Source organism: Thermosynechococcus sp. QS41, from assembly GCF_031583515.1.
Lineage (GTDB): Bacteria > Cyanobacteriota > Cyanobacteriia > Thermosynechococcales > Thermosynechococcaceae > Thermosynechococcus.
On sequence record NZ_CP134181.1, the window covers coordinates 2,550,882 to 2,567,895 of the forward strand.

General features: G+C 54.1%; 20 protein-coding genes and 1 tRNA gene. 12 read left to right on the forward strand and 9 right to left on the reverse strand.

All coding sequences use genetic code 11. From position 1 onward, the window contains the following. Position 1: 1 nt before the first annotated feature. Positions 2-1,141, forward strand: coding sequence for a DNA replication/repair protein RecF (recF, locus tag RHJ80_RS12515; RefSeq protein ID WP_206200442.1), 1,140 nt, complete (start codon positions 2-4; stop codon positions 1,139-1,141). Here the strand turns inward: recF and RHJ80_RS12520 are convergent. Both RHJ80_RS12520 and RHJ80_RS12525 read right to left on the reverse strand, forming a co-directional pair. Beyond that, complete coding sequence (locus tag RHJ80_RS12520) at positions 1,080-1,466, reverse strand: hypothetical protein (protein WP_206200443.1); 387 nt, start codon at positions 1,464-1,466, stop codon at positions 1,080-1,082. The genes recF and RHJ80_RS12520 overlap by 62 nt on opposite strands. A 7-nt stretch (positions 1,467-1,473) precedes the next feature. After that, positions 1,474-1,779 (reverse strand): cell division protein SepF, encoded by a 306-nt coding sequence (locus RHJ80_RS12525; protein ID WP_149821405.1) that lies wholly within the window; start codon positions 1,777-1,779, stop codon positions 1,474-1,476. A 237-nt stretch (positions 1,780-2,016) separates the two neighbouring features. On the opposite strand from RHJ80_RS12525, the gene RHJ80_RS12530 reads away from it, so the two are divergent. The 5 genes from RHJ80_RS12530 (at position 2,017) to RHJ80_RS12550 (ending at position 5,228) form a co-directional block, all read left to right on the forward strand. Then, positions 2,017-2,793, forward strand: coding sequence for an energy-coupling factor ABC transporter permease (locus RHJ80_RS12530; RefSeq protein ID WP_310801132.1), 777 nt, complete (start codon positions 2,017-2,019; stop codon positions 2,791-2,793). Next, entirely contained in the window at positions 2,786-3,091 is a 306-nt protein-coding gene (locus RHJ80_RS12535) for an energy-coupling factor ABC transporter substrate-binding protein (protein WP_206200444.1), read from the forward strand. The genes RHJ80_RS12530 and RHJ80_RS12535 overlap by 8 nt, the downstream gene beginning before the upstream one ends. Positions 3,092-3,098: 7 nt before the next feature. Beyond that, entirely contained in the window at positions 3,099-3,887 is a 789-nt protein-coding gene (cbiQ, locus tag RHJ80_RS12540; protein ID WP_310801133.1) for a cobalt ECF transporter T component CbiQ, read from the forward strand. Between the two features lies 1 nt (position 3,888). Further along, on the forward strand, positions 3,889-4,749 hold the full coding sequence (locus RHJ80_RS12545; protein WP_310743128.1) for an ABC transporter ATP-binding protein: 861 nt from the start codon (positions 3,889-3,891) through the stop codon (positions 4,747-4,749). Between the two features lie 116 nt (positions 4,750-4,865). Continuing rightward, the gene (locus RHJ80_RS12550; RefSeq protein ID WP_206200447.1) at positions 4,866-5,228 is read left to right on the forward strand and encodes a response regulator transcription factor; all 363 of its coding nucleotides are present in this window, start codon (positions 4,866-4,868) and stop codon (positions 5,226-5,228) included. Between the two features lie 2 nt (positions 5,229-5,230). Here RHJ80_RS12550 and RHJ80_RS12555 read toward each other — a convergent pair whose 3' ends face one another. Both RHJ80_RS12555 and RHJ80_RS12560 read right to left on the reverse strand, forming a co-directional pair. Next, complete coding sequence (locus RHJ80_RS12555) at positions 5,231-6,493, reverse strand: phospholipid carrier-dependent glycosyltransferase (protein ID WP_310801134.1); 1,263 nt, start codon at positions 6,491-6,493, stop codon at positions 5,231-5,233. 1 nt (position 6,494) lies between these two features. After that, positions 6,495-7,649, reverse strand: coding sequence for an HhoA/HhoB/HtrA family serine endopeptidase (locus RHJ80_RS12560; RefSeq protein ID WP_310445732.1), 1,155 nt, complete (start codon positions 7,647-7,649; stop codon positions 6,495-6,497). A 128-nt stretch (positions 7,650-7,777) separates the two neighbouring features. On the opposite strand from RHJ80_RS12560, the gene RHJ80_RS12565 reads away from it, so the two are divergent. After that, on the forward strand, positions 7,778-8,638 hold the full coding sequence (locus RHJ80_RS12565; protein ID WP_225901722.1) for a prephenate/arogenate dehydrogenase: 861 nt from the start codon (positions 7,778-7,780) through the stop codon (positions 8,636-8,638). Here the strand turns inward: RHJ80_RS12565 and RHJ80_RS12570 are convergent. From RHJ80_RS12570 to RHJ80_RS12585, 4 genes are all read right to left on the reverse strand, one after another. Beyond that, on the reverse strand, positions 8,615-9,106 hold the full coding sequence (locus tag RHJ80_RS12570; protein WP_310801135.1) for a phosphate-starvation-inducible PsiE family protein: 492 nt from the start codon (positions 9,104-9,106) through the stop codon (positions 8,615-8,617). The two genes, RHJ80_RS12565 and RHJ80_RS12570, sit on opposite strands and share 24 nt — an antisense overlap. 2 nt (positions 9,107-9,108) lie before the next feature. Further along, positions 9,109-9,864: an MBL fold metallo-hydrolase gene (locus RHJ80_RS12575; RefSeq protein WP_310801136.1), complete on the reverse strand. Its 756-nt coding sequence runs from the start codon at positions 9,862-9,864 to the stop codon at positions 9,109-9,111. Between the two features lie 10 nt (positions 9,865-9,874). Further along, the gene (locus RHJ80_RS12580; protein WP_310801137.1) at positions 9,875-11,359 is read right to left on the reverse strand and encodes a serine/threonine-protein kinase; all 1,485 of its coding nucleotides are present in this window, start codon (positions 11,357-11,359) and stop codon (positions 9,875-9,877) included. Positions 11,360-11,458: 99 nt separating this feature from the next. Next, positions 11,459-11,531 (reverse strand) — tRNA-Thr (locus RHJ80_RS12585). Positions 11,532-11,772: 241 nt separating this feature from the next. Here RHJ80_RS12585 and RHJ80_RS12590 point away from each other — a divergent pair. From RHJ80_RS12590 to RHJ80_RS12610, 5 genes are all read left to right on the forward strand, one after another. After that, complete coding sequence (locus RHJ80_RS12590; RefSeq protein WP_310801138.1) at positions 11,773-13,017, forward strand: protein kinase domain-containing protein; 1,245 nt, start codon at positions 11,773-11,775, stop codon at positions 13,015-13,017. A 31-nt stretch (positions 13,018-13,048) separates the two neighbouring features. Then, on the forward strand, positions 13,049-13,720 hold the full coding sequence (locus tag RHJ80_RS12595) for a DUF1614 domain-containing protein (RefSeq protein WP_206200455.1): 672 nt from the start codon (positions 13,049-13,051) through the stop codon (positions 13,718-13,720). A 69-nt stretch (positions 13,721-13,789) separates the two neighbouring features. Continuing rightward, entirely contained in the window at positions 13,790-14,242 is a 453-nt protein-coding gene (gene ndhN / locus RHJ80_RS12600; protein ID WP_149821379.1) for a photosynthetic/respiratory NAD(P)H-quinone oxidoreductase subunit N, read from the forward strand. 130 nt (positions 14,243-14,372) lie between these two features. Further along, on the forward strand, positions 14,373-14,633 hold the full coding sequence (locus RHJ80_RS12605) for a TM2 domain-containing protein (protein WP_310801139.1): 261 nt from the start codon (positions 14,373-14,375) through the stop codon (positions 14,631-14,633). Positions 14,634-14,770: 137 nt separating this feature from the next. After that, a complete protein-coding gene (locus tag RHJ80_RS12610) occupies positions 14,771-16,576 on the forward strand; it encodes a DNA polymerase III subunit gamma/tau (RefSeq protein ID WP_310801140.1) in 1,806 nt (601 codons plus the stop codon). Here RHJ80_RS12610 and RHJ80_RS12615 read toward each other — a convergent pair. Further along, positions 16,497-16,955 carry a DUF309 domain-containing protein gene (locus RHJ80_RS12615; protein WP_310801141.1) on the reverse strand — a complete coding sequence of 153 codons (459 nt, stop codon included), beginning with the start codon at positions 16,953-16,955 and terminating at the stop codon, positions 16,497-16,499. The genes RHJ80_RS12610 and RHJ80_RS12615 overlap by 80 nt on opposite strands. Positions 16,956-17,014 lie beyond the last annotated feature (59 nt).

Genomic DNA, 17,014 nt, shown 5'->3' on the forward strand with positions numbered 1-17,014 from the left:
AGTGTTTCTCAAATCACTCCATCTGCGCCACTTTCGCAACTACAGCGAGCAATCGGTGACGTTTGCTGCGCCAAAAACCATCGTTGTTGGGGACAATGCCCAAGGCAAGTCCAATTTGCTAGAGGCTGTGGAGTGGCTGGCCACACTGCAATCCCATCGCACCCATCGCGATCGCGACCTTATTCAGCAGGGACAAGAGAGTGCCCAAATTGAAGCCACCCTAGAGCGCCAAGGCGTCCCCCTTGATCTGGCGGTGAGTTTGCGCCCCCTCGCAGGCCGTGTCCTACGGGTGAATGGCTGTACCGTTAAGCGCACGGCGGAATTTCTGGGGCAACTCAATGCGGTGGAATTTTCCTGCTTGGATTTGGAACTGGTGCGGGGCACACCGGCCATTCGCCGCAACTGGTTGGATCGGATTTTGGTGCAATTGGAACCCCTCTATAGCCAACTGCTGCAAACCTACCAAAAAGCCCTGCGCCAACGGAATGCTCTCCTCAAGCAGGCAGGCAGCCAAGGATGGGATGAAGCCCTCTGGCAGGCATGGAATCAGCAATTGGTGATCAATGGCACCCGCATTATCCGCCGCCGACAGCGCCTCATTGAACGCTTGGCTCCCTTGGCACAGGATTGGCATCGCGTGTTGAGTGGCGATCGCGAGACACTCACCTTGACTTATGAGAGCCATGTGCCCCTTGGGGATGGCACTTCTGAAGTGATTGTGGCTGCCTTTAATGAGGCCTTGGCCGCTCGCCGCACTATTGAACTGCTGCAAAAAACCAGTCTGGTGGGACCGCACCGTGATGATGTGGGCTTGTGCCTCAATGAGCAAAGTGCCCGTCAATTTGCTTCCCAAGGGCAGCAGCGCACGCTGGTATTGGCGCTGAAACTGGCGGAACTGGCTCTTGTGGAAAGTGTGGTGGGCGACACTCCCCTTTTGTTGTTGGATGATGTCCTCGCCGAATTGGATTTGCAGCGGCAGGGAATTTTATTAGAGGTGATGGGCGATCGCTACCAAACGCTGATTACCACCACCCACCTTGCCCCCTTTGCCACCCCTTGGCGGCAACAAGCACAAATTCTTAAGGTGACGGCGGGGACGATCGCAAGCGTGCCTGACACTGCTGCTGAAACCAGTGACTAATCTGGGAAACGGTTAGCTCAGCAATGGGCACCCCCTCCCTTGCAGCAATTTGCCGCAGTTGCTTGAGGGCACTGATTAAAATTTGGCCATACCATGTCATAAACCCCCCTTGGCGCTGCTCCTCCGCTTGCAACTGGGGATCGGCAGCAACAAGTTCATAGACTTGGGCTTCCGTCAGGTCTTCGAGGGGGTTTCCCTCAGTCTTAGCTCGCAAATAGCGCTGGGCATACACCGCCACTCGAATGGCAAAGCGATCTGCGGCCGGTAAGAGCAGTTGATCAATCTCTTGACACTCACTGACGGTGAGCAGATCTGCAGGATTCATGAACGGCTTAGGCCAGTCCAGCGGGTGTCGGTGCTGCTGTGGATTCTTGGATATTAATCACGTTGGGCGTAAAGAGAAAGACACCATCCCCAAGGCGCGATTGATGGCCATTGATGGCATAGGTACTACCAGCGGCAAAATCAGAAATGCGCTGTGCCTCGGTGACATCGAGGTGCTCTAGGTTGAGAATCACTGCCTTGTCAGCCCGCAGCGCTTGAACGATCAGGGTCGTATCACTGAGGGACTGCGGCTTGATCACCACTACTTCATAGCCACTACTCAAGGAATGACCAAAGGCAGTCAGTTCACTCATGACAACTCCCCCCTGGGAACATAGCAACAGTACCTACGATTCAATAATGACATTAGACTTCATCCTGTTATACCGACTACATCAAAATTTATGCAAATTCCAGCCTTACAGTCTTGGCACTGCGTGAATTTTTGAGCAGGCATAGCTCTTTCTAATATCGGTTGCAGCCCCCACTGGGCATAGGCAAGTTACTGGTTGCGCACTAGAATAGGCGCACTTAGGTTTAGGAATGTCTCAATGATCAAAAGTAGCCAAGCGAAGCGATATGGCTCCCTTGGGGCGATCGCCCTTCTGAGCGCGTATCTCGTGGTCGCGAGTCCTCACCCCGCCTTGGCGATGCACATTAGCGAGGGGTTTTTGCCCCTTGGCTGGGCAGTGGGCTGGTGGCTGGTTTTTTTACCCTTTTTGGCATGGGGACTATGGGCACTGCGACAACAGATTCAACAGCAACCAGAGTCAACCCTGCTGATTGCCTTAGCCGGTGCCTATGCCTTTGTCCTCTCCTCGTTGAAGATTCCTTCCGTTACGGGTAGCTCTTCCCATCCGATGGGGATTGCCTTGGGAGCCGTTCTCTTTCGGCCACCGCTGATGGCCGTGCTGGGGACATTGGTGCTGCTCTTTCAAGCCCTGCTCCTTGCCCATGGCGGCCTGACCACCCTAGGCGCTAATGGCTTTTCGATGGCGGTGGTGGGACCTTGGTTGGCTGGGTTGACCTATTGGGGGATGTCCCGTGCCACGGCTAAGCCAGCGATCGCGATTTTTGGTGCTGCTCTGATCAGTAACTTGGCCACCTACTCGGTGACTTCTTTACAATTGGCATTGGCCTTTCCCGATAGTATGGGTGGGGTGGCGACGGCTTTTGCCAAGTTTGCGGCGCTCTTTGCTGTGACGCAGATTCCCCTAGCGATCAGTGAAGGGTTACTCACGGTGTTGGTGTGGAACTGGTTGACCACGTACTGCACAGCAGAATTGCAAACCTTAAAACTCTTGCCTGGAGGGGAATCCAATGAATAAAAAAACAGTGGCGTTCCTATTGGGCGGCGCAATTCTCCTAAGTACACTTCCCCTACTGCTGGTTAAGGGTGACTTTGAAGGTGCCGATGCCCAAGCCGAAGCGTTAATCAGCGAGGTGGCACCAGACTTTGAACCTTGGGCAGAGCCATTGTTTGAACCGCCCAGTGGTGAGATTGAATCCCTGCTGTTTGCTGTGCAAGCAGCTCTGGGGGCGGGGGTCATGGGGTTTATCTTGGGTCAGTACCGCGAACGCCATCGCCAAAGGGCAACCGCTGCCTCAAAATCGCAACAGTCCTGAGCAGTCAATGCACCATCACCTCGATACCTATGCCTATACCAATGGTCTGCGGCATTTGCACCCTGAACAAAAGTTGATTTTTGCGATCGCCAGCCTGTTATTGACGTTTTTTGCTCGCCCCCTTGTCCAGAGTTTGCTTTGGCTGTGGCTGAGCCTTTGGATTCTCGGCTATGCCCGCATTCCGTGGCGGGTTTATTTCACCCTCTTAGCCACAGTTGCTGCGTTTTGGCTGGTGAGTTTGCCAGGGTTAGTGGTGCAAATCATCCCGACGGAGACTTTACGGGCTTCGGGGCAAGTGGTTCTCAGTGACATCTCCCTAATGGGCTGGTCGTTCTTTATCAGTGCCGAGAAATTGCACCAAGGCTTAACCCTAGGACTGCGGACAATGGTTGCCAGCACCTGTTTACTATTGATTTTATTGACGACCCCCTTTCCAGCCCTGTTGAGTGTGGCCGAGCGCTGGCGGGTTCCCCATTTCATCCTCGATATTCTGATGTTGATGTACCGCTATATCTTCACCCTCTTAGAAACCGCTTTCACGCTGCAATTGGCGCAGCGGGCACGGGGCGGCTATCAACGGCGATCGCGCTGGCTCGTTAGTGTGAGCCTGTTGGCGGCTCAACTCCTGCAGCAGTCTCTGTACCGCTATGAACAGGTGAACCTTGCCCTGCTCAGTCGTGGCTTTCAGGGGCAGTTTCGGGTATTGCGTCCCCAGTCCTATGCCTATTCGCAACGGTATGGCCTTGAAATCGTCATTGGTGGCGGTGCCCTCATTCTGCTGAATGCAATCACCTGAGATGTCTGTGCCGCTACTGGAATTTCATCAGGTTGGCTTTCGCTATCCCAATACCACTACCCCCGTGCTGCAAAACTGCTCCTTTACCCTAGAGGCGGGACAGAAAGTTGCCCTTTTGGGGCTGAATGGCTCAGGCAAATCAACGCTCTTTTATCTGACAGCGGCCCTCTATCGGCGCGATCGCGGTGAAATTTACTGGCAAGGGCAACGGCTCGTCCATCAACCAGAGCGACTGCGGCAGTGGCGTCAACGCATTGGCTTGGCCTTTCAAGACCCCGAACAGCAACTGGTGGCAGCCACCGTGGCGGAGGATATCTCCTATGGGCTGTACAACTTAGACCTACCCAGCGCCGAAATCGAAGCGCGTTTGTACCAAACCCTAGAGGACTTTGATTTAGTGGAGCTTGCCGATCGCCCCCTGCATCATTTGAGTTTGGGGCAAAAACGGCGGGTGGCACTGGCTGGAGTAATGGCCTTAGCACCGACGCTATTACTGCTCGATGAACCCACCACCTATCTCGACTATCAGCAGCGGCAGCAACTGGAGCAGGCCCTAGAGAACATTCACCAGCAGGGAACCACGATTATGATTGCCACCCATGATCTTGATTTTGCCTATGGCTGGGCCGACTGGATCATGGTGCTGGTCAATGGTCAGGTCACCGTGAGCGATCGCGCTTCCCATGTCTTTGGGCAGTGGCCGACCCTTGCCCCTGAATTGGGAACGCCTACCCTACTGCACCTGTGGCAACAATTTCCGCCCTTTTGGCGTCGCCAGCGACCCTTGCCCCGCACCCCCTTAGCCTTGAGTCAAGAATTGGCTGCTCTCTTTCAGGAATTCCAAAGGAGCGATCGCCCCTAAAGACCAAGGTGCCGATGTTCAGGACTCCGGTGAAAATGATAAGCTAGGCGATGGGTAGAATATCCAACTGTTCACTAATTACCAGCGTATTATTTGCGGCATCAGGCAGAACCTTTATGGCCACAATTATGGTTGTTGATGACAGCCCCACCCTGCGGGCAATGATTGTTCAGCTGATGAAAGAGCAGAACTACGACGTTGTTGAGGCTGAGGATGGTATCGAGGCCCAAGAAAAGATCAAGGCTCAATGTCCTGATTTGGTGATTCTGGATGTGGTGATGCCGCGCATGAATGGTTACGAACTGTGCCGCTGGATTAAGGGTGAAGCGGCTTGCCAAAGTGTGCCCGTGATCATGTGCACCACCAAAAGCGAAGAGTTTGATATTCACTGGGGTAAAAAGCAGGGGGTGGATGCCTACATCACCAAACCCTTTGATCCTGCAGAACTCATTGCCACTGTTAAACAACTCCTAGGATAGTCCTAAATCCAAGACGGCAACCACATCCGCCTCAAAAAGTCTTGGGGCGTCAGGGGTAGTCCTAAATACAGGGGGAGCCAGTAGAGGAAGCCCCCAACAACGACCCCTAGGACGGCAATGCCTGCCCAGCGTGCCCAAGCTCCCCAATCGCGGCTGGCTTCCCAGACCAAGGCCAAGGCCATAAAGCTATAGAGGGCAGCGGGGAGGGAGTGATAGATAAAGACACAGCGGCTCACCAGTGCCCAGGGCAAAAGATTGGCAGCATAGTTTAAGAGCACAAAACGGCCTGCGGTTGTCGTCAATCTAAGGGGGATAAGAGCCAACGTGGCCAAGGTGCCCAGCCACAGAAGAGGGGGATTAAAGAGGGCATAGACGGCATAAACCCATTGGGTATCTGCCAGTGGTAGGGGCGGGCCAATGACGGGCACGGGTTCACTGAGGGTTTGCACCCGCTGAAAAAAGTAGCTCATGGGGCGCAGCAGGAGCGGCCAAGACCACCACGGCGAACAGTAGGGATGGGCAGTACTGGCAACACTGCGGTGAAAGTTAAACATTTGGCGATGGAGGTCAAGTAGGCTCTGGTGGGGATGAAACTGGAGATGGGGTAGCCAGAGCAGGGTATAAACCACAAAGGCGACAACGGGGAGTAGCAGGCACATCTGCCACCACTGGTAAGTGGTCTTCCATTCAGCAGGCAGCGGTAACCTCTGCTGGAGAAGCCAGAAAAGCCCTACCCCCAACAGGAATCCCAAGCCACTCCACTTCACTGCCCCACAGGCGCCAAAGGCAATGCCTGCGGCCATCAGCCAGAGCGATCGCGCCCTTCCTTGGTAGCGCAACCCCCATAGCCAGAGAATCTGTGCCACCACCCCAAAAAGGACAAGGGAGATATTGATGAGAGCATAGCGAGACTCCACCAAAAAGAGGCCATCGAGGGCAACAAAGAGTCCCGACAACAACGCCACGGGCGATCGCCGCGTCAGGAGATAGGCCAACACTGCCACCGCTATGGGAAGCAGTGATCCCATCAGGGCATTCAACCAGCGATAGCCCCAAGGGTGAAAGCCGCCCCCCAGCCAAATGCTCAGGGCAATCAGGTATTTTCCCAAAGGCGGATGGGCATCAAAGAAAGGAACACCGGCGAGATAGTTGCGGCCAAAGCGGGCAAAATAGACCTCATCAAATACCAGTGTGGGAAAGCGAGTCAGCCCCCAAAAGCGGGTGGCAAGGGCAAAGAGCCACAGCAGCAGTAGCCCCAAGGGCATCCTAAGCCGCTCCCTGCAACTCCGCTGTCCGCACTGCAATCCGTTGGCTGCGATCGCCCCGTTGAACGGTCAGGTTGAGAACTTGCCCCACAGCGGCACTATCAACAATCCCCTGCAACTGATCGGCACTGGTAATCGGTTCCCCATCCACGGCTGTAATCACATCCCCCCAGCGCAGACCAGCTTTTGCCGCCGGTGTATTGGGCAACACTTGCAGGACAAGAACGCCATTGACCTCTGGCAGAATCACTGGTGAGTTGGGATTAGCATTGTTTTCCTTGGCCATTGCTGGCGTGAAGGTGGTCATTTGAATGCCAATGTAGGCGTGTTGAATTTTTTCACCGCGAATCAGGCGCTCTTGCAGGGCTTTGGCCTTATTAATTGGAATCGCAAAGCCAATCCCCATGGCATCGGCACGAATGGCAGTGTTAATGCCAATCACTTCTCCCTCTTCGTTGAGCAACGGCCCCCCAGAATTGCCGGGGTTGATGGCCGCGTCCGTTTGAATAAAATCAAGGCGCTTATCGGGGATACCCACTTGGGCGCTGGAACGGTGGAGTGTACTGACAATGCCCAATGTGACGGTGTTATCAAGGCCAAGGGGATTCCCGACGGCGATCGCCCAATCCCCCACTTTCACGTCACTGGAATCGCCGAGGGGCGCAGTGGGTAGGGGTTCGGTGACCCCTTTGAGTTTGACGATCGCTAGATCAGATACCTCATCGACGCCGCGCACCTCGCCCTCAAAAACGCGGCCGTCTTTTAGGCGCACCGTCACCGTATCTGCTTGACTCACCACATGGGCGTTGGTCATGACAATGCCACTGGGATCAATGATGAACCCCGACCCCTGACCCCGCAGCCGATCCTCTTGGGGGGGCAAGGCTAAACCGGGGAAAAATTGGCGAAAGAAGGGATCACTCAAGAGGGGATCCGCTGGGCGCACAATCGTGCGTTCGGTATCAATGCGAACAACCGCATCGCCAACCCGCTCCACTGCGGCTGCCACAAAACTATGGTGAGCTGCTGCTGCCCACACCGGTGTACCGCTACTGAGGCACCAAACAAGGGCAAGGCCAAGGCAGCATTTGAGGGTCTGCTGAAGCAAATGGGCAAGGCGTTTCATCATTGGTGGCCTAAAGCGCAACAGAGTCATTTCTGATTGTATCGAAGCCCCCCCTCTGGCTGTGAATCCAAAGCACAAATCTGCATAGGAGGGGAATGTCCCTCAGAACAAGAATCAATGTCACAATCGTAAAGGTATTCAAGTTTAGGGGCACTATGCTGCGGATTGGCATCGTCGGGCTGGGACTCATTGGTGGTTCACTGGGCATTGATCTGCGGGCAAAGGGGCACTATGTGGTTGGGCTGAGTCGGCGTCCTGAAACCTGTGAGCGGGCGATCGCCAAGGGTGCCATTGACTGGGGCAGTACGGAGCCAGAAATTTTGCGTGCCCTTGATCTGGTGTTTCTCTGTCCCCCCATTGGCAGCATTCTCAGTGTCGCCTTGGATATTACCCCCTACCTCAGTCCAGAAACAGTGCTGACAGACGTGGGATCCGTCAAGGGAGAAATTGTCCCCGCCCTCGAAAAACTCTGGCCTCGCTATGTCGGTGGGCACCCGATGGCCGGTACCGCAGAATCCGGCATTGAAGCGGCGCAAGCCCATCTCTTTGACAATGCCCCCTATGTTCTCACCCCAACCCTCTACACTGACAGTGCGGCCATTGACTGTGTGGCTGGTGTGGTCAATGATCTCGGCGCCAAGCTACTCTATGCCACCCCCTCGGATCACGATCGCGCTGTTGCTTGGATTTCCCACCTTCCCGTCCTCGTGAGTGCAGCACTGATTCTTGCGAATGCCCAAGAAGCCAATGAGCCGATTCGGAAGCTTGCCCAGCAGTTGGCTAGCTCCGGCTTTCGCGATACCAGCCGTGTTGGCGGCGGCAATCCAGAGTTGGGACGGATGATGGCGGAATATAACCGCGCGGCGTTGCGCCACTGCCTGATCCACTACCGTGCCACCCTTGATGATCTGATTCGCCAAGTGGAGCAGGAGGACTGGGAGCGGCTGCAAACCACCCTAGAACAGGCGCAAGCCTACCGCGAGCAGGTCTATCCCTCAGGGACGCCGCCGGTAGTTTAAACGACGCACAATCCAGTAACTGGCAGACAAGGCCAAGATGGCGATCGCCAGCCCCAAGAGCTTTGCCACCGTTTCCGGTTGGCCAATATCCAGAATGATAATTTTGCGGGCAATGGCAATTAGAGACGTGACAATTACTAGCTCAACGATTTGCGACGAGACGTGGGTTTTCAGGTAGGCGGTGATATTTTCAAGAATTTCCAGAGCCACAAGCACATTGAGAAAGAGGCCAAAGATTTTCACCAGTTCAAGGCTAAACTGTCCCAAGGGGGGTGAGAATAGCTCCACGGTCAAAATCCGCCCCAAATCAATAATGGCGACGATGACCACCAGCAGCATCCCGATCGCCAGCACCCGAGTCGCCATCCCCTCAATTTGACTGAGCAACTGCAAAAACCGCTGATTGTCCTGAAGTAGAAGAATTACCTCTTGCCAAAAGAGAATCAAAGGCCGTAGCCAGCATCGCATCCCTAGACCTCAGCCAGAAGAACAAGGGGAGTGTAGGCTACTGGTTCCACCAAACGAGTGTTGAGGCCTAGCCGCTGAAACGCCACTTGCAGTTCCTCAAGGGTGCCTTTGACCGAGAGCAGTCGCGGTAGCCATCCCTGAAGACGGAGGGTACCATTGCCAGCAGTGGTGATCATCACCTTGGGCTGAAGCCATTGTCCCAATTCCAATGCCGTTTTGCCCCCCTTGAGAATCGCACCCACCATGGGTAAACAGACATCCAACAGCGGCGTAATCACCACATCCACCTTGCCGTAGGTGCGCAGCCACGAATCATGACAGCCGTGGGGTTCATAGTAGAGACTTTGAGTGCCCCAGCGCACAATGTAACCATTTTCCTGTTGACGAGGGCCGATACTGGCGCCCTTGGTGGCTTGGATTGTGAGATCGCGGTACGTGTAGGTTTGGTGGGGGCTAAGGGCAATCACTGTTTCAAAGCCAAGGCCTTGGGCAACTTTGGCAGCACTGGGGGAGGCAATGACCGGTAGGGCGCGATCGCAGGTGCGGAGGGTAGGTTCATGGCAGTGATCCGGTAGCCCTTGGGAGAGCAAAATGACATCCCCATCGGTTGGCATGGCACAGGGGCGCGATCGCTCCGCCTGAAACAGCCAAGGCGTGTTGCCAAAAGTCAGTGCCTCCACAAACCATGGATCAACCAAAATCCGCGTATGACCTAACTTCCACAACCAAGTATTGCTCTCCAACCACGTTAACTGCATTGCCCCGCTCCTACAGTAACCGCGCCAAGATATTGTAAATTAGCAAAAAAATGTTGCCCATAACCATGCAACCCAACCCCACTAAACCACAAATGAGCAGCGCTGTCACACCCCCTAGGCCTGCTTGCAAGAGGGGGACAAAAAAAAGAACTGCCCCTGAAATGACTGCAATGATCAACTGCTCCCAGTGTTCAATCCAGCGTTTGTACTGCAAAAACACCAAAAAGGCAAATAGAGCACCAATCAACCCCGCACTCACACCAACAGGCAACTGCCAAGCGGTCATCAAACTAAAAATCATCAACCCCAAGGCCGTCATTTCAAAGCCCGTAAAGCCAGCACCAATGAGAATTTTCAATGCCGGTAAGGGAGGCGCAGGCTGGCGGGGCGGTTTTGCTTTCGGACGTGGTGTGCTGGTCGGTGGCATCACCGGTCTAGGTGAAGGAGGGGGTGCCGGTTGTGACACTACGGGTGGCGGGGAAGGGGGTGCTACTGTTACTGGTTGTGGCGGTGGGGCGGGGGTAGAGTAAGCATTTAAGTCCGCTAAGACCTCTGCCGCTGATTGGTAGCGATCGCTAGGCGCCGGTTGTAGCATGCGATCGAGAATGGCTTGCAGTTGTGGACTGACTTGGGCATAGGAATGCCAATGCCAGCGGTTGTTATAAGCGTCGAATAGCTCACTGGGATCTTTGCCGGTCAGCAATATGATACAAGTCACTGCTAAGGCATAGAGATCTGAACTGGGATAGACCCGTTCCCCCCGTGCTTGTTCCGGTGGCGCATAGTATTGGGTATAAATACCCGTAAAGTGTCCTTGTTGTCCCCCCGCTTGGGAAATCTGCTTCACCGCACCAAAATCCAGCAGATAGAGCCGCCCTTGGCCGGGAAACTTTGTCTTGCTGGGGTGCTGGCGCATAATATTTGAGAGCTTAATATCACGGTGGATCGAGCCGTGGTCATGGACGTACTGCAACACGGGTAGGAGTTCCCGCAGCACCTGCCGCACCTCTTCCTCACTAAAGCATCCCTTTTGAGCCAGTTCATCCTCGAGGGTTTCGCCGTCAATATATTCCTGTACCAAGTAGAAATACTGCTCTACCCCTTGTCCATCCACACTGGGGACTTCTTCAGCAAAAAATGCTAGTAAATCAGGAATCTGCGCATGCTGCCCCAGTTGGTCGAGAACTTCACCCTCTCGCTCAAAGAGTTCCTGAGCTTTTTGCCGACTCTGGGGATCGGACACGTTGGGACGAAATTGCTTAATCACACACTCACGCCGACCAGGGGTATCCAAATCCCGTGCTAGATAGGCCGCCCCAAACCCCCCCTGACCCAGAACCCGCTCTGCAACGTATCGTCCTCGTAGAATCAAGGGCATCCCACAGGTCGTACAAAATCTCTCCGCCACGCGACTGTAGCGTTTGTTGGGGTTGTCTAAGTCTGGAACATCGTTTTGGGGACAACGACAGTGGGGACGGGTGCAATAGACAAGCATGGCAAGGGTAGCAAGATCGTTTCCTTGATCATCATAGTGCCGTCATGGCAGGCAAGGCTGAGCCAAAGACCCAATACTTTTTGGGCGAACACTGAGTAAAGCTGATGGTCGGACTCGAACCGACGACCTACTGATTACAAGTCAGTTGCTCTACCAACTGAGCTACACCAGCACTACCCCTAGTGTACTACGCTTTGGCAGTAGTGAGAAATCCGAGACTATAGTCTCTTTCATAAACAATTGCGCACTGCCAAGCCAGATAGACAGTCTAAAATAAGGCTGCATGCTCAGTTAGAACAGTTAGCCTTGGCATCTTGAGCTGTTTATGATTTATTGCAAAACACTGCAGACATCGGCAAAGTGTAGGAAAATAGGCTAAATCTCGATGAGTTTGCTGTGGCAGTTCCACACCCGTGATTATTCTGCACCTGTTAGATCCTTGGAAACGCACCCCGGTCAAAACATGGCGTTTCCCGATTAAAACAACTATTCGTATTGGTCGTGCCGCAGATAACGATGTGATTCTCAATGATATTCTCATTAGTCGCTATCACGCTGAACTGTGTTGCTATCGGGATCCAGAAAATCTCGGGCGTTGGTATCTCAAAAGTTTGGGGGCGATCGGGACGTTTGTTGATGGTCGCCTTGTTGATGAGAGCAAACTTGCCAGTGGCAGTCTCATTCAGCTAGGCCCCACAGGCCCAATTCTTGAATTCCATGAGCAAACCTTTCGCCGCAGTGCGCCCACCCTCAGTGAGTGTACCCATGCCGGTAATATGCCGGGGAATCTGTTTTGCATTCACTGTGGTCAACCCCTCAATGTGCAGCGCACCGTACGCAACTATCACATCCTGCGCCTTTTAGGGCATGGCGGCATTGGCACAACCTACTTGGCCTGTGAAGCGCAACCCTCCGGGGGATGGACTGGCAAGGTACCGGAGGTGCGGGTTCTCAAGGAACTGCGGTCTGATATGAAGGACAATGAAAAGGCACAGGAACTCTTTGAACGGGAAGCTCGCATCTTACAGCTCCTTGACCATGCAGGGATTCCCCGCTTTTATGACTTTTTCGTGGAAGATGGTAAAAGCTATTTGGTGATGGAACTCATTCATGGCATTGACCTAGAGCGCTGGGTACTGCGCAATGGCACGGTGCCGATTCCTCAGGCGGTGCAGTGGATGATTCAAACCTGCGGTGTCTTGGACTATCTGCACAATCAGGATCCACCCGTGATTCACCGGGATCTCAAACCCAGTAACCTACTGGTGCGATCGCGCGATAACCAAATTGTTTTGATTGACTTTGGGGCGGTCAAAGAACTGGGGCATTCCCCCGGTGGCACCCGCATTGCCGTGGAGGGCTACAGTGCTCCGGAACAGATGATGGGTCAACCCACCATTCAGTCGGATCTATTTGCAGTGGGCGCAACCCTAGCTTTTTTGCTGTTGGGGGATAGTCCGATTCGTTTCTATCACCACCGTGATGGCTTTCATCGCCTTGATGTTTCGGATCGCCCCGAGATTCCCGATCCCTTGAAACAGGTGTTGCACCGCGCTACGGCTCCTCTGTTGCCCGATCGCTATCCTTCCGCGATTGCTTTGGCCAAAGCGCTGAGGGAGACTCTGGCGGCAGTGTCCCAGGCGTCCTCCCACGTTTGAGTCCCAAGTTTTAAGGTCATTTTGCGTTTCTATGATTTATCTGCCTGTTACTGCTCTACTTTTTGTGCTGCTGTTACTGTCGCTGCCTTTCCTTTGGCTAGCGATCGCCCTCGATGCTGTACAAGTGGCCGTTGCCAAGTTGGGCTTTTCACCTACTGCTGCTTCGGTCTTACTGCTGCTTGTGATTCTCGGCAGCACGATTAATATCCCCCTCTATGAGCGGGTTTCTACGGTGGCCATTGTTCCCGACTTTGAAGAACTCTGGCTCAGTCGGTTTTGGGGCATTCCCCTGCGCAAAATTGAGCAAAAGACGATTGTGGCGCTGAATGTGGGGGGCGGCTTGATCCCGACGGTGCTAGCCCTCTATCAATTTACCCGCGTCAGTCCCTTGGCAATTCTCTTGGTGACGGCAATTGTGGCCGCTGTCAGTTACTACTCTGCTCAGGTGGTACCGGGGATTGGTATTCAAATGAATGCCTTGGTCGCGCCCCTAACAGCAGCAATGACAGCCATTTTGATTTCTGGGGGCGTGGCGGCGGCACCCATTGCCTTTGCCGGAGGTGTGCTGGGAACCCTGATTGGTGCAGATTTACTCCACCTACGGGAAATTGAGCGGATGTCGGCGGGAGTGCTGAGTATTGGTGGTGCGGGTGTTTTTGATGGTATTGCCTTATGTGGGCTATTTGCCCTGCTATTAACTTAGGCATACCCGCAGTAGGAATGACCGTGATAAAGTGCTGGATGGAATGCTAAAACCTGTGAGAAAGGATCTATGGGTCTGCTGGCTGGCTATCAATTTGTCAAAGATTTAGAATCCGCTGGGGCATTGGCACTCTTTGTTCCCCCGGAGGGTGGTTTTGAGGGTCGTTATCAACGGCGACTGCGTTCCAAGGGCTATACCACCTTGCACATGAGCGCACCGGGTTTGGGGGATTTAGCAGCCTACCTGACCCAAGCGCACGGGATTCGTCCGGCTCACACGGGCAAGGAAGACATTCGCGTTTATTTCCAGCCCCCCCTAGTGACCTACCACTTGGAAAACCTGCCCCCCAATGCCAAGGGACTGGTGCTTTGGCTGATTGATGGCAAGCGGCTCTCAAGGCAGGAATTTGCCTACTTGGCACAGTTAACCCAGACCCTACCGAAGTTCAAAGTGGTGGTGGAAGTGGGGGGCGATCGCACTGTGCGCTGGGAACCCCTTGCTGATTGGGTCGCTGCCGCTTAAGACCAGACACGTCTTGCGTCAATCAATAAACTGCCTACTCACCCCTTGACGGTCCCCCTGAAACCCTGAAGCATATAGGCCAAGAGAGCGCGATCGCGCTGTATCAAAAATAACCATTGGGGAAGGGACAATGACCTCGAATCCCGATATTTCAGGGAAAAAAATTGCAGCCGGCATTTGCGGTATTCTCTTGGGTGCCCTGGGCATTCACAAGTTTGTTCTCGGCTACAACACGGAGGGCTTGATCATGCTACTGGTGAGTCTTTTGACCTGTGGCCTGCTTGCCCCTGTCATAGCCATTATTGGCCTCATTGAGGGCATTATTTACCTCACCAAGAGTGATGAAGAGTTTTATAGAACGTACATTGCGGGTAAAAAAGGCTGGTTCTAGGGGCTAGGGCTGGTTCCATTGGGGGAGACTGAGGGGCGATCGCCGACAGCGAGCCTATGGCCATCGTTGGCCTGTTAGAATAACATGCGCGGCATTTACCCACCAGCGTCTTCTGGCATATCCATTGCAGCCCAGCAGTGACCTACGAACCCCTGCATCACAAATATCGTCCCCAACGCTTTGCAGATCTAGTGGGTCAAGGGGCGATCGCCACCACGCTTACCCAAGCCCTACTCAAGGAGCGCATTGCCCCTGCCTATCTTTTTTGTGGTCCTCGCGGCACGGGTAAAACCTCTAGTGCCCGTATTTTGGCTAAGTCCCTCAACTGTCTGAGGAGTGCCAAGCCTACCCCCGATCCCTGTGGCCAATGCGAAGTTTGTCGGCAGGTGGCCAATGGCACCAGCTTAGATGTGATTGAAATTGATGCTGCCAGCCACACCGGGGTGGACAATATCCGCGAACTGATTGAGAAGGCACAATTTGCCCCAGTACAGTGTCGCTACAAAGTTTATGTGATTGACGAATGCCACATGCTCAGTGTGTCGGCCTTCAATGCCCTCCTCAAAACCCTAGAGGAGCCGCCGCCCCATGTGGTCTTTGTCCTTGCCACCACAGATCCGCAGCGCGTTTTGCCAACAATTATTTCCCGCTGTCAGCGCTTTGATTTTCGGCGGATTCCCCTAGGGGAGATGGTTGCCCACCTTCAGCACATTGCCGATAAGGAGCAAATTGACATTGAGCCGCAGGCCTTGACCCTGGTGGCACAATTGTCCCAAGGGGGACTGCGGGATGCTGAAAGCTTGCTGGATCAGTTGAGCTTATATCCTGAACGGATCACGGTAGAACATGTATGGCAACTGGCCGGGGCAGTACCAGAACAGGATCTGCGGCAATTGCTGGGGGCGATCGCCCGTCGGGATGCGGTGGCGGTTCTTGAGCACACCCGCCAATTACTGGAACGGGGTCGCGATCCGCTGACAATTCTGCAAAATCTGGCCAGTCTCTACCGTGATTTGCTCTTGGCGAAAACCGTCCCTGAACGGCAGGACTTGGTAGCCCTGACAGCAGAAACTTGGCAGGCTTTGATTGCCGTTGCTGAGGGATGGTCCGTTGAGGAGATTCTGCATGCCCAACAACATCTGCGCACCTGTGAAAGCCAAATCAAACAGAGCAGTCAACCCCGTCTCTGGCTGGAAATTAGCATTCTGGGGTTGATGACGGAAACGGCACCCCAATCCAGTGTGCCCAATGTAGCGCCTACTGCCATTCCGAAGCTCACGATTGTCTCGCCCCCTCAGCCTGACCTCCCAGCGATTGCGGCACCCCCCAAGGAGTCAGAGTCACCAGTCAAACATATTCAAATTAAAGACACGAAAGACACGGTTGCTCCAGCTCCTGAACCCAAGCCAACCCCTGAACCGCGGGCAGATCATACCGAACCTGTGTGGGAACAGGCACTACAGGTCTTGCAGCAGATGCAAATGAGCACCTATGCTCTGCTCTCGCAGCATGGTCACCTGCGACAAATGAGCGATCGCGAGGTGCACATCGGCATTGTTAATCAAACACTGTTAAATCTGACGAAGAATAACCAAGCCAAAATTGAAGCCGCCTTTTCCCAAGTTCTAGGCCGCCGCATCAAAGTCGCCTTTGAGATTGCCCCCCTACCCCACAAAACCACGCCTGCGCCAAAAGCCAAGGAGCCGCCGCACTCCGCTGTCGTCATTCCCTCTCAACCACAGGAAGAACCACCGCCACCCCCCATAGAACCAACCTCTACTCCACCCCCGCCCCCTCTCACCACTGCCCCGGATCCTGTGCGTGAATCTGCCGAAAAACTGGCACGATTCTTTAACGGGGTGGTTATTCGCTTACCCGATGAGGGAGAAAGTCCAGACACCCCAATTGCTGAAGCGTCTGAAGAGGATGAGCTTGAGTTTTAAGGGCTGTCGGGGTCTGGGCTTGATCGAGGGATTGCGCAACAGCAAGATGCAATTGAATTTTTGGCTCTGAGTCAAGGGGGGTCTGAAGCTGCGCCTGTAACGCCGCCACTGCCGTCAAAAAGGCTGTCAAATCTAGGCCGCAAAAGTTCGGATCACACTGCTCTAGACGACGCCGCCCTTCTGCCAAAAGCAAGATCGCCCCCCGCTGGTTGCCCCGACTCAGGTGATAGCAGGCCACGGCAATTTGTAGCAGACCTTGGTAAAACGTGCGCTCAGGTTCACTGGCCTCTAACCAGAGGGCTTCGAGGGTGTCATGGCAGGCATAGAATTCGCCGCTGTTGAATTGAGTGATGGCTAGGGCAAGCTCAGGACGCATCATTGATTGGGAAAGCGCAATGGGCGATAATAGTAAAGAATCATGACATTTTTTAACGAATA

Bases quoted from the DNA above. Each gene is read 5' to 3' on its own strand.
- RHJ80_RS12530 (WP_310801132.1), top strand. From the start codon at position 2,017: ATGATCAAAAGTAGCCAAGCGAAGCGATATGGCTCCCTTGGGGCGATC.
- RHJ80_RS12575 (WP_310801136.1), bottom strand. From the start codon at position 9,864: ATGCAGTTAACGTGGTTGGAGAGCAATACTTGGTTGTGGAAGTTAGGT.
- RHJ80_RS12545 (WP_310743128.1), top strand. From the start codon at position 3,889: ATGTCTGTGCCGCTACTGGAATTTCATCAGGTTGGCTTTCGCTATCCC.
- ndhN (WP_149821379.1), top strand. From the start codon at position 13,790: ATGGGTCTGCTGGCTGGCTATCAATTTGTCAAAGATTTAGAATCCGCT.
- RHJ80_RS12555 (WP_310801134.1), bottom strand. From the start codon at position 6,493: ATGCCCTTGGGGCTACTGCTGCTGTGGCTCTTTGCCCTTGCCACCCGC.
- RHJ80_RS12615 (WP_310801141.1), bottom strand. From the start codon at position 16,955: ATGATGCGTCCTGAGCTTGCCCTAGCCATCACTCAATTCAACAGCGGC.
- RHJ80_RS12605 (WP_310801139.1), top strand. From the start codon at position 14,373: ATGACCTCGAATCCCGATATTTCAGGGAAAAAAATTGCAGCCGGCATT.
- RHJ80_RS12560 (WP_310445732.1), bottom strand. From the start codon at position 7,649: ATGACTCTGTTGCGCTTTAGGCCACCAATGATGAAACGCCTTGCCCAT.
- RHJ80_RS12535 (WP_206200444.1), top strand. From the start codon at position 2,786: ATGAATAAAAAAACAGTGGCGTTCCTATTGGGCGGCGCAATTCTCCTA.
- RHJ80_RS12520 (WP_206200443.1), bottom strand. From the start codon at position 1,466: ATGAATCCTGCAGATCTGCTCACCGTCAGTGAGTGTCAAGAGATTGAT.
- RHJ80_RS12570 (WP_310801135.1), bottom strand. From the start codon at position 9,106: ATGCGATGCTGGCTACGGCCTTTGATTCTCTTTTGGCAAGAGGTAATT.
- RHJ80_RS12580 (WP_310801137.1), bottom strand. From the start codon at position 11,359: ATGCTTGTCTATTGCACCCGTCCCCACTGTCGTTGTCCCCAAAACGAT.
- RHJ80_RS12525 (WP_149821405.1), bottom strand. From the start codon at position 1,779: ATGAGTGAACTGACTGCCTTTGGTCATTCCTTGAGTAGTGGCTATGAA.
- cbiQ (WP_310801133.1), top strand. From the start codon at position 3,099: ATGCACCATCACCTCGATACCTATGCCTATACCAATGGTCTGCGGCAT.
- RHJ80_RS12550 (WP_206200447.1), top strand. From the start codon at position 4,866: ATGGCCACAATTATGGTTGTTGATGACAGCCCCACCCTGCGGGCAATG.
- RHJ80_RS12595 (WP_206200455.1), top strand. From the start codon at position 13,049: ATGATTTATCTGCCTGTTACTGCTCTACTTTTTGTGCTGCTGTTACTG.